Origin of the sequence: Reichenbachiella sp. (genome assembly GCF_965223055.1) — a bacterium.
Lineage (GTDB): Bacteria > Bacteroidota > Bacteroidia > Cytophagales > Cyclobacteriaceae > Reichenbachiella.
Window position 1 is genome coordinate 1 of record NZ_CBDCVM010000001.1, and the last position, 11273, is coordinate 11273.

Annotated in this window: 12 protein-coding genes; 7 read left to right on the forward strand and 5 right to left on the reverse strand. The window is 40.0% G+C overall.

From position 1 onward, the window contains the following. Positions 1-151: 151 nt before the first annotated feature. Together ACOQO5_RS00005 and ACOQO5_RS00010 are read right to left on the reverse strand one after the other, a co-directional pair. Positions 152-1630: a Na+/H+ antiporter NhaC family protein gene (locus ACOQO5_RS00005; RefSeq protein WP_420579616.1), complete on the reverse strand. Its 1479-nt coding sequence runs from the start codon at positions 1628-1630 to the stop codon at positions 152-154. A gap of 1 nt (position 1631) precedes the next feature. Beyond that, the gene (locus ACOQO5_RS00010) at positions 1632-2147 is read right to left on the reverse strand and encodes a TlpA family protein disulfide reductase (RefSeq protein WP_420579617.1); all 516 of its coding nucleotides are present in this window, start codon (positions 2145-2147) and stop codon (positions 1632-1634) included. A gap of 95 nt (positions 2148-2242) precedes the next feature. Here ACOQO5_RS00010 and ACOQO5_RS00015 point away from each other — a divergent pair, with 95 nt between their 5' ends. The 3 genes from ACOQO5_RS00015 (at position 2243) to ACOQO5_RS00025 (ending at position 4681) form a co-directional block, all read left to right on the forward strand. After that, complete coding sequence (locus ACOQO5_RS00015; RefSeq protein WP_420579618.1) at positions 2243-2821, forward strand: YceI family protein; 579 nt, start codon at positions 2243-2245, stop codon at positions 2819-2821. 253 nt (positions 2822-3074) lie between these two features. After that, positions 3075-4574, forward strand: coding sequence for a sodium-dependent transporter (locus ACOQO5_RS00020; RefSeq protein WP_420579619.1), 1500 nt, complete (start codon positions 3075-3077; stop codon positions 4572-4574). Between the two features lie 20 nt (positions 4575-4594). Next, positions 4595-4681, forward strand: coding sequence for a hypothetical protein (locus ACOQO5_RS00025; RefSeq protein ID WP_420579626.1), 87 nt, complete (start codon positions 4595-4597; stop codon positions 4679-4681). A gap of 14 nt (positions 4682-4695) precedes the next feature. Here ACOQO5_RS00025 and ACOQO5_RS00030 read toward each other — a convergent pair whose 3' ends face one another. After that, complete coding sequence (locus ACOQO5_RS00030; protein WP_420579620.1) at positions 4696-4821, reverse strand: hypothetical protein; 126 nt, start codon at positions 4819-4821, stop codon at positions 4696-4698. 68 nt (positions 4822-4889) lie between these two features. Between ACOQO5_RS00030 and ACOQO5_RS00035 the strand changes: the two genes are divergently transcribed. Next, complete coding sequence (locus ACOQO5_RS00035; protein ID WP_420579621.1) at positions 4890-5360, forward strand: hypothetical protein; 471 nt, start codon at positions 4890-4892, stop codon at positions 5358-5360. A 230-nt stretch (positions 5361-5590) separates the two neighbouring features. Here ACOQO5_RS00035 and ACOQO5_RS00040 read toward each other — a convergent pair whose 3' ends face one another. Further along, on the reverse strand, positions 5591-6727 hold the full coding sequence (locus ACOQO5_RS00040) for a glycosyltransferase family 4 protein (protein WP_420579622.1): 1137 nt from the start codon (positions 6725-6727) through the stop codon (positions 5591-5593). Positions 6728-6986: 259 nt separating this feature from the next. Between ACOQO5_RS00040 and ACOQO5_RS00045 the strand changes: the two genes are divergently transcribed. The 3 genes from ACOQO5_RS00045 (at position 6987) to ACOQO5_RS00055 (ending at position 9966) form a co-directional block, all read left to right on the forward strand. After that, a complete protein-coding gene (locus ACOQO5_RS00045; RefSeq protein WP_420579623.1) occupies positions 6987-8105 on the forward strand; it encodes a phospholipase D-like domain-containing protein in 1119 nt (372 codons plus the stop codon). A gap of 94 nt (positions 8106-8199) precedes the next feature. After that, positions 8200-9153, forward strand: a complete 954-nt coding sequence (locus tag ACOQO5_RS00050) for a CDP-alcohol phosphatidyltransferase family protein (RefSeq protein ID WP_420579624.1) — start codon at positions 8200-8202, stop codon at positions 9151-9153. Positions 9154-9231: 78 nt separating this feature from the next. Next, positions 9232-9966 carry an NTP transferase domain-containing protein gene (locus ACOQO5_RS00055; protein WP_420579625.1) on the forward strand — a complete coding sequence of 245 codons (735 nt, stop codon included), beginning with the start codon at positions 9232-9234 and terminating at the stop codon, positions 9964-9966. On the opposite strand, the gene dinB is transcribed toward ACOQO5_RS00055, so the two are convergent. After that, positions 9967-11010: a DNA polymerase IV gene (gene dinB / locus ACOQO5_RS00060; protein ID WP_420579627.1), complete on the reverse strand. Its 1044-nt coding sequence runs from the start codon at positions 11008-11010 to the stop codon at positions 9967-9969. Between the last annotated feature and the right edge of the window lie 263 nt (positions 11011-11273).

An 11273-nucleotide genomic window follows, 5' to 3' on the forward strand; every position in this document is an offset into this window, starting at 1 on the left:
AAGTCAATGATTTCTTCAAGCAACTCAGGTGTAAAAGGTGTAGTTACAAAACCATTGGTTGCTTTTTGTTCTTCACTGAGTTTGCTGATAAGATTTTGGCCCTGTAGTGCAAGGATACCAGAGATATCGTCCTGGGTTGCTTTTCTTGATGTCATAGCATAAACCCTAATATTAAATATAAAAGTATGGTCACTCCACCTGCTGTGAGGGCATATGGCAGTTGCGTATTGACATGATCTACATGGTCACTCGCAGAGGCCATGGAAGATATAATGGTGGTGTCTGAAATAGGAGAACAGTGATCGCCAAACACACCACCGCCAATAGCTGCTGCAATAGCCAAATGTGGGTCTACATTCATAGAAGTAGCCATAGGCACAGCGATAGATATCATAATAGCGAATGTGCCCCAAGAGGTACCCGTACTAAATGCAATAAAACAGCTCACTAAAAACACGATAGCGGGCACTAAACCTGGTGAGAGCCAAGCCTTCGAAATTTCTGCAACAAAAAGTCCAGTTTTCAATTCTTTACACAGGCTTCCTAGCGCAAAAGCGAAGACCATTAGAATTGCAAGTGAGACCATGCCAGACATGCCTTTGAGCGATAGGTCTACCATTTCTTTGATGCCGAGGAGCCGTTGTGCCTTATAGAGGATCATGGCAATGAGCACTGAGGTAGCTACGGATGTAAGTACCGAAATAGAGCCCGAACCTTGTCCCATGGCCTGAAGAGCGAGGTCGATGAAACTTCCCTGGGTGTCTTCCAGACCTCCCCATCCGGTATATACCAGCATCACTGGCATCATAATGATCATCGTAACAATGGGAAGGATCATGTTCATGCTTCTATGGGATACGTTCTCCTTGGCCTCTAACATAGACACTTCCTCCGATATCATTGGAGTGGAGCCATCTGCAATTAGTTTGCCTTCTTCTTGAGCTCTTTGCTCCGCTTTTTTCATCGGGCCGTAGTCTTTGCCCGTGTAAATGATATAACCAACAATGCCTAAAGCTAAGAAAGGATAGAAGTTATAAGGAAGTGCATTCATCATCGTCGCAAAAGGACGGTCGAATCCTTGCATGACTAATAGTCCCATAATATAGGCACCCCAGGCGTTGAAAGGGAAGATGATGCATGACGGTGCAGAGCTCGAATCAGCTAAATAAGCCAGTTTTTCTCTAGGTATTTTTAGATTGTCAAAAATCGGACGGTAGAGTGTGCCTACCGTTAATATGGAAATATTGGACTCAACGAAAATGACTATTCCGGTGAGGGAAGCAAAAAGTTGAACCAATCTACGGTTGTTGCGATTTTTTTGTTCCTGTTTTTCAAGGACTTTTTTGACGGATTCTATAAATCCGGCTACACCACCTGAGCGCTGAATGAGCGCAATGAGTGCACCAATTAGGAGTGTGAAAATGATGGTTCTGGTATTGCCTGCATCTTCAAAGACCGCTACAAATGCATTGAGTGTAGCAAAAGATCCTGAGAGTGGATTGCCTCCTTCGATAATGACCCATCCTATCCAGATACCTAGAGTTAAAGAAAGAAAAACCTGCTTTGTTCGTAGCGCCAGACCAATGGCAACTAACGGAGGTACTAAAGACCAGAACCCATATTCACTCATATTATTCTACCTCCCTGAGACTGTTCAACATATCTTCGCTGTCCCATTTCACAGCTCCAGCGATTTTTCTCTTTTGTTTGCCACTGGTGTTGTAGATCATAGTGGTTGGTAGAGATTGAATACCAAGATCTTGAATTTTTCCATTCAATTTGGCAAACGTCAAATTGAATCCTTTTTTATTTTCAAAGCCCTTGATTTTGTCCATATCCTGATCAGAAACTAAAAAGAAGACATAGTTTTCTTTGCTTAGAATTTCGGCTGCGGCTTGTATGTCAGGCATCTCTGCAATACAGGGTTTGCACCAGGTCGCCCAGTAGTTGATGAAGATTTTTTTACCTACTAATTCCTCTAGGTAGTAGTAAGTACCATCGGTCGCTTGCATAAAGAAATCGTCATTTGGAGGAGGGTTAGTTTCTGCAATTTCGTTTGCTACCTCAGTATTTTCATTATTGTCTTTGGGAGACGAACAGCCAAAAACGAGAAGTATAAGTAGGGAGGACAAATAGGTAATCTTCATAAGCCAGTAGTGTTTATCAAATTTCAAACATACATATTTTTCATAGGTAATGTTTTTAAAAATGATTATATTATGTGAAACAAACATTAACCAAAATGAGAAGAGCTTTTCTATTACTATTATCGATTTTCGTAGTTTATTCGGTCAGTGCTCAAACCATGTGGAAGGCAGATCCAGCCCATTCTTCTATTCAGTTTGAAGTATCGCATATGACCATATCTACTGTGACAGGAAAATTCACAGATTTCACGTGTGAGTTGGAAGCCAAGAAAAACTCATTTGATGGCGCTAAAATTGATGCAAAGGTGAAGGTAGAGAGCGTTTCGACTGAGAATCTTACTCGAGACAAACATTTGAAGGAGGATGATTTTTTCAATGCAAAAGAGTTCCCTCAAATGACATTTGTGAGCGAATCCTTTAAGAAAAAAGGGGATGATCAATACGAAATTACCGGTATGCTGACGATTAGAGATGTGACAAAAAAAATCACATTTCCGGCTACTTACAGTGGTATGATCAACATGGGGAAAAAGACAGTCAGTGGTTTCAAAGCTAGCTTTACCATCAATAGATTTGATTATAAATTGAAATGGGACGATACCTTAGATACTGGTAGTTTGGTAGTGGGAGAAGAAGTAGATGTAAAATTGAATTTAGAACTTGTGAAGATTTGACAGGTCAGGAATTAGATAGAAATTGTTTAATGAGGCACACTCCGCGCCATTAAACGCTCACTTTGTGAGTAAATTAATTATTTGAATTGGTAGGGGCCTTCGTAAGAAGGCCTCTTTTTTTGATACTATTTTCACCAATACCCCGCAGATATAAGTATTCTTTTTTTCTGTCAGTTTTTTCCATAATATTGGCGATTGTTACAATTGCCGACCTAGGTTGCTTTAGGTCGATTTGACAAACAACAACCAAAATATGAGTCAAACAGATCAAGATCAGTTTAGTAGTCGATGGGGAATTGTATTGGCCTCCCTAGGGATGGCCATAGGTGCAGGAAACCTTTGGCGATTTCCAAGATTAGCAGGACAATACGGTGGTACTTTCATTCTCTTATGGATATTATTTCTCTTCATTTGGTCTATACCACTGCTTCTAGCTGAGTTTTCTATTGGCAAGAAATTTAAAAAGGGTGTTATCGGTTCCTACGCGCAGCTGGCCGGTGAGAAGTACACCTGGATGGGCTTCTTTGTTACCATCTGTACGCTTGGGATTGCCTTCTACTATTCCATAGTGACGGCATGGGCGCTCCGATACCTTGGTTTTTCTTTAGGAAATTTGTTTGACACGCAGCCGTTGGCAGAAAAACTGGTAGAGAACCCGGAGTATCTCAATCAATTTTGGAATTCAATTTCAAATGGCAATTGGATTACCATTGGCTTATATATTTTGAATGTGCTATTGGGCGTTTTTGTCTTATCAAAAGGCATTCAGAAAGGACTGGAAAAAGCCAATAAAATTTTAATTCCTAGTTTGTTTTTCTTGCTTCTGATCATTGCGGCGATCGCGCTCAATATGGAAAATGGAATTTTAGGATTAGAATACATGTTTTCCATCAATTGGGATGATTTTGGGAATTCAAGAATTTGGATAGAAGCATTGACGCAATCGGCATGGTCTACCGGAGCCGGATGGGGATTGATGATGACACTCTCTTCTTATTCCAGGAAAAATGAAGAGGTTACCCTCAATACATTTATTAGTGCTTTTGGGAATAACACGGCCTCATTGGTGGCTGGTATAGCCATATTACCGGCAGTTTTTGCCTTAGCGCCCTCTTATGAAGGCGCAGTCTCTTATTTGCAGTCAGGCAATCAAGCCTTGACTTTTACCATTATCCCGAAATTGTTCTCTACTTTTCCAGGTGGGGGAATATTGGCTATTGTCTTTTTCTCTGCTTTGTTTCTAGCTGCCTTTAGTTCGCTTTTGCCAATGATAGAGTTATTTACCAGAAACCTGAATGATCTGGGCTTTACTAGAAAAAGCGCAATGACCAGAGTGGTGATTTTCTTTATCATCTTTGGTTTTCCGTCGGCTTATTCGCTTGATTTCTTTACCAACCAGGATTGGGTTTGGGGAGTAGGATTGATCGTCACGGGTCTGTTTATTCTATTCGCTGTGGTCAAATCAGGAGCCAAGAAATTCAAAGAGGAAATGGTGGATGAAGATTCTGATTTCAAAGTATCGACCAAATACTTTGTGATCTGCATGAGTGGCAACATTCTGTTGGCATTGTTCCTCATTTATTGGTGGTTGTCACAAGGTTATAGCGACTATCCTTGGTTTGATGCCAATGGCCATTGGAACCTGTTCGACGTGTATAGCAATGCTTCCATTATCACACAATGGGGAGGGGTGATGTTGATCGGATTCCTCATGAATAAATTTTTGTACAACAAATTCGCAGCGAAAAAATGAGTACTTCAGCAATAATCGGAATGATCATAATTCTTGGAACCGTCATTGGCGGATTTGTGTATTTCCTTTCATTGGCTATGCGCAACGAGTCCAAGAAGAAGGGATAGATACTTTTCCACGTTTATTCGTCTTTGTTGGAGTTGTCTCCAACAAGCCAAGGATGTCGGAATGAAGATAGAGACTTGTTGGTCATGCCAAAGGCATCCCTTTGGGACAAGACCAACAAGGGCTGAATACTTTTCCACATTTTTTGGGATTTAGGAGCCGAATGAAGAATTTCGGGCTTACAATTTTTTAATACCAATTATCAATTTCATGGAGAAGATAGATTCACTCAATCAGGTAGCTGAGTTTCATAAGACATTCAAACATCCTATCGTTGATCAACCGGCTATTCCAGATGCCAAAAGATGCGCTTTGAGGGTAGAATTAATCTCTGAAGAGTTGAAAGAACTGCAAGAGGCTATCGACAACAATGATCTGGTAGAAGTAGCAGATGCACTTTGCGATATTCAGTACGTATTATCTGGAGCAGTTTTGGAGTTTGGATTAGGAGACAAGTTCGTCGAGCTATTCAACGAAGTGCAGCGCTCGAATATGAGCAAGGCTTGCAAAACCATGGAAGAAGCCGAAGCCACTGTAAAACACTACAAAAAGAACAAAGGCACGGATAGCTACATCAAAGAAGCCGATGGACTATTCTTGGTTTATCGCAAGGAAGATGACAAGACTTTAAAGTCAGTAGAGTATTCTCCTGCTGATTTGAAGGGGATTTTGGGGAAGTAAGCCTACTCATTCCTTTTTCGCATCGAGCGGGAATATTGGCATTAAATTAATCCCGTTAAAAAATTCATCTATTGACGTATGATTTGAAATCCCTTGTTTGAGCGGAGTGAGTTTGGATTTCAGTATAGCAAACAAGATGAATTTTAGGAGATCAATTTTGAGCCTTGAATTTTTTGTCTACTTTTTGTTTCAAGACAAAAAGTAGAAAGAAGTTTTTTTTAATAGCTCGCTTATTTTCTTCCCATCACCATCTCATACACCTCAAACACCTGATTGGTCACATGTTCCCACTCGTAGGTTTTGGCCTCTTCGATCCCCCAAGCCGACATCTCTTTTCTGATGTCCTCGTTGAGGTAGAGCTTTTCGATTTTGTTGGTGAGCGTTTCTAAATCTCGAGGGGTGGGAAAGTACTCGTCCCAAGGCGATTTGATTACGTTCAGATAGCCTTCATTGCCAAATCCGGCTACAGGTGTACCGCAGGCCATGGCTTCCAGCAATACGATTCCAAAACTTTCACCATAGATGGCAGTGGCCAATAGTATGTCTGCCGTTCGAATCAAGTTGGCTTTTATTTCTTCGTCAATAAAGCCAAGAAATACGACATCCTCCAAATTGTTTTCGGCGACAAAGTCCAGCGCCTCCTGTTTTTGTTCGCCATCACCAGCGATGAGTAAACGAATATCGGGATATTTCGCCTTTAGTGTTTTGAATGCTTTTAATGTATAGAACAAACCCTTGCGCTCTTCAAACCTCCCTAAAAAAAGCAAATTGAATTTACCATCCTTGTACTCCTGAATAGGCTCAAAAGAGGTGTTGAATTGGTCAGGGTTAATGCCATTTGGGATAATTGTAGGATCTTTGGCCAAGAAAGATTTAACATATCGTGCCTGAGATTCAGAAACAGAAATCATATGATCAGCCACTTTCCAAACTAAACTGGCCGCCAAGGGCATCAGAATGGGTCCCACAAACTTTTGCATCAAAAAGTTGTCTGCTGGCGTATCGTGAAACGTACCAATATGCTTGGCCTTGGAATAGTACCGTACCTGATAGGTCATAAAAGGTGTCCAGCCATTATGGAAATGCAGTAAGTCGAATTGCTCTTTTTCCAAATAGCGTTTAAGTTCTTCTACTTCCCTTCCTTTAGCAACGTTGATGTCGATCTCCGTACCACCCCATAACGTAGTGCTACGGCCTTTTCCAATCAACTTGACATTTGGGTCATTAATTTGATCTGCATTTACATTGGGTGCAATGATTTTCACCTCATGTCCCATCTTTCGAAGATAGATGGCCAAATTCTCGATGTGGGCTTTTACCCCTCCCGGTCTGGACCAGTCATACGGACATACTTGTGCGATCTTCATAAGAAATGGATACTTAGTTTCGACGCACAAAAGAACAATATTTTATAGAGTACCCAATAGGAGATGCAATATTTTCACATTATGTCACCACGAGACTACTCAGAGTCACTTGAAAGGACGCTGAGTTTGAAGTAAGAATCAGAGTTCTCTAGCGAATAACTCTGATTGGGGAAACGAATAAGTTTGATTGAACAGGAGCTGAATTGCGCTTTTCAGCTAATTTTGCTGCTTTCCATTTTTATCACCTTCAACGAATAAAATGACAGGACAGGTATTGGTAGACTCGGATGCATTTAAAGAGCGATTCGAGAGCTTAGCAGCTAAGGCACAGCAGAGTATTTATATTCAGGCCATGTCGTTTGAAGGGGACTCAGTAGGTGAATGGTTGGTAGACACCCTAATCGCTTCGCCAGCCAAGGACATTCAGTTGAGTCTGGATTCCTATTCCAAATTTGTGATCAACGACCGTTTCATTTACAGCCTGGGCTATTTCAAAGACGAGGACTTTCGTGCTGAAGTGAAGAATACCAAAGCTATCATCAAGAAGGCCAGAGCCAATGGAATCAAAGTGAAGTACACCAACCCATTGGGGTTTCTATTTCTACAATACCCTCATCGGAATCACAAGAAGATGGTGGTCATTGACGAGGAGGTGTCTTTCATAGGCGGGCTTAATTTTTGTGAGCACAACTTTGAGTGGCACGACATGATGGTGGAAATGAATAGCGCTGAAATGGCCAAATCGCTTTCAAACGACTTTCACAGATCCGTTGCTGAAAATGATCAATCAACGGTCGATGATTTGGGTGATACCAAAATGTATTACCTGGATGGTTACAGAAGTAAAGAGATTTATAAGGAGGTATTTCGAAACATTGATGAGGCAAAGGCATCTATTCAGATTTTCTCTCCCTATGTGTCGGATCCATTATTGACTTATACCAGAAACCATAAGGCAGAAGATGTTCGACTAGATATAGTTTCTCCGGGAATCAATAACAAGAATATCTTCAAGGCTATTCTGACTAATGAATTGATGAAAGGTTACTTCAATTTTTACGAGTATCAAGGCAGAATGTCTCACCTCAAGGCCATATTGATCGATGGTAGGAAGTTGATTTGCGGGAGTAGCAATTTTGATTTTATCAGCTACTATTTCGAAGAAGAGGTGGTGATGATTACTGAGAATCAGGAAATAGTACAAAGTTTTATTGATAATATATCAAAACCAGATATTGCGAATAGCATATTGAAAAAAAGTTTGGGGGGTAAACGAAATATCATTGTCCCATTAGTGTTCGCTGGAATCAGCAGGCTTTGCCATGTAGTGGCAACTATAATTAGTTTGAAATATCTATTTAGAAAGTCTGACGTATAACGAAAGGCTGGAATTGGTAGAAAATTAGTCTAATTTTGCAGCCGCAAAAAATCAGAGAGCAGTTGACCTAAATTGACAACGAGAGACGCATTAAATGTTACGTAGCATAAAGAACCATTTCAGCAACCACAACGCCGAAGTTCAATCTACCATTAAGCTTATAGATATTGAAGAGCGATTCGATCTCGCATTCAGCCGATTTTTCGGATTGTATTTTGCCAAAATCGGGAAGTACTTCAATATGACTCCAACACAAGTATCCATTATCAGCCTGATAGTAGGAGTCACTGGAGGGTATATGCTATATTTCCAAGAGAGTTGGGTAATTACAGTGTGGGCTTCTGTATTAATTACGTTGGCTGGAGTATTAGACAGTGCAGATGGTCAGTTGGCTAGAATGACTGGACAGTCCACTGAATTGGGTCGATTCATTGATGGCTTCATAGATAGTGCCATATTTATTGCTTGTTATCTTTCTGCTTGTGCTTATTATGTGCAGGGAGAGATGGGTTGGACCATATTCCTTTTGGCTATTCCTGCAGGTGTAGTTTCTCATATTTTTACTTCACAGATTTATGATTTTTACAAGAGTGAATTCTTGTTTTATGTAGCTGGATCAGAAGGTTCTAAAGTCAAGAAAATTGAAGAATTACCTCAGGTTACGGATGAAGTAGGATTCTGGAATAAATTTTTCAGAGGATTAGAAATTGATTATACCAAAAGACAGTGGATGTTGGTGACTCGTACAGAAGAGATGAGAGATGTATATGAGCATTTCGCATTTAATGACAGTACTCGTGAAAAGTTCATTGAGAAATATAGAAACACTTTCAATCCAATCATGTTCTGGTGGGCATTGGTCGGTGGGACCAACACGCATAGAACCTTGATTATGCTTTTTAGCATCATGGGTCGTTTCGATTTGTATCTCATTGTGTGCTTGATCAAGTTGATACCAATCGCCATTGTGATGCTAGCACAAAAATTCATGGATGAAGATTTTGTAAAACAATTGAAGTTTCAATTGGCTACACAGGAATCTGCCTAATTTCATTACATATTGGGTAATAAATCGTTGATAATTCGCTAACATTGCGCATTCCTATCAACTGATTATAATCACTCTATGGTCTGTGTAATTCTCGCCGCTGGCAAAAACTTACGTTTAAACTTAGGTCAACCAAAATCTGCGCTCACAGTAGGGGGGCAAAGCCTAATGGAGCGACACATCGATCAATTTCAAAAAATTGGAGTAACGGATTTTGCAGTAATCACTGGGTTTCACAAGCCTGCGTTGGAAGAAATTTGCGAAGACCTTCGTCAAAAGTATACAGCTAACATCACAACCATTTACAATGAGAAATACGAATTGGAAAATGGATATTCATTGTATGCAGCCAAGGATTGGGTGCATGACTTGGGGGATGAGGAGTTTTTCTTTACTATGGCCGACCATTATTATGAAGAGGCATTTTTGTCTGATTTAAAGACCAAATTAGTTTTTGATAAAGGCGCATTTTTGAAATTAGCTGTAGATATTCCTGGAGATCACAATAAACATATCGATTTGGACGATGTGACTAAGGTGGATGCCGATGATTATATCCAGAGGATTGGCAAAGAGATCGAAGGTTACAATTACTATGATACAGGTCTATTCTATGTGAAGAAAAATGTATTTGATGTATTGGATCATATTGCAACAAATCAGAAGCTATCCATTTCTAATTTGGTGACGCACCTGTCAGCTGAGAAAAAAGCGCGAATTATTGAAGTGGTGGGTTATTACTGGAATGATATCGACACACCGGAAGATTTCAAAAGCTCTCAAGATCACCTCGCTCAAAGAGCAGCTAAATAATCAAAACTCAAGGGTGAGTTGAAAACCCTGATTATCTTTTTCTTCTGTATTCAGATTAGATAGACCCAATCCAAGGAGTCGAATAGGTTTTTCAGTCAATTGCCGATTCTTCATCATTTCAATCCAAAGAGATTCGTAATCTTCGTGTTTTGATAGCCAAACCTGAGAGGTCTTGCTTCTTGTTACTTGTTCGAAGTCCGCGTATTTAATTTTGATATTCACGGTCTTTCCTTTAACCTGATTGTTTGATAAACGTTTCTCTAAAGCTTTTGACAAAGTCTGCAATTCAGCGAGCACGTCTTCGTATTCAGAAAGGTCGTTATCATAAGTGTTTTCAATACTCACAGATTTTCTGATTCGATTCGGGTTAACTTCACGATCATCGATGCCTCGGCAGATATTGTAATAATAGACGCCACTTTTCCCAAAGTTTTTAGAAAGAAATCCCAAGGATTTATTTTTTAAGTCTAATCCGTTGTGTATTCCCATTCTTTTCATCTTTTCGGCTGTGACCTGTCCTACTCCAAAGAAATCTTTGACCTTTAATTTTTCAATAAAGCTCACTGCTTCATCCGGTTTGATGAGTTTAAGTCCATTGGGTTTGTTGATGTCGGAAGCTGTTTTAGCCAGGAACTTATTAATAGAAATACCTGCGGAGCAAGTCAGTTTGGTAGATTCAAATATTTTCTTGCGAATTTCTTCGGCAATTAAAGTGGCAGATGGAAGACCAATTTTGTTGTTGGTGACATCAAGGTAGGCTTCATCCAATGAAAGTGGCTCCACTAGATCGGTATATTCAAAGAAGATATTTCGTATGACATGGGAGACCTCTTTGTACACTTCAAATCGAGGTTTTACAAAGATGATATCTGGACACCTACGAAATGCCGTGACAGAAGGCATGGCTGACCTCACACCAAATTTACGAGCCTCATAGGATGCGGCTGCTACCACGCCTCGGGATCGACTTCCTCCCACAGCCACTGGTTTGCCCTTCAATTCGGGCTTGTCACGCTGTTCTACAGATGCATAAAAAGCATCCATATCAATGTGAATGATTTTCCGTATGGGTAAATTGTCCGACAATCTTTGATTTGACTTTATATTATCATTTATAAATGTGAAATTTGCTGCACTGAGTATTTACTGATATACGAAGTAAACTATTTGATGAACAAGTCTAAGAAGATATTTTTTGTGGCAGTGTTTTTGTTTTTACTTATACTGTTATGGGTTGTGATTGATTTTGCTAAACACACAAAATTTCGTGGCTCCACAAATATGATTAATATAATTCAAGTACTTTG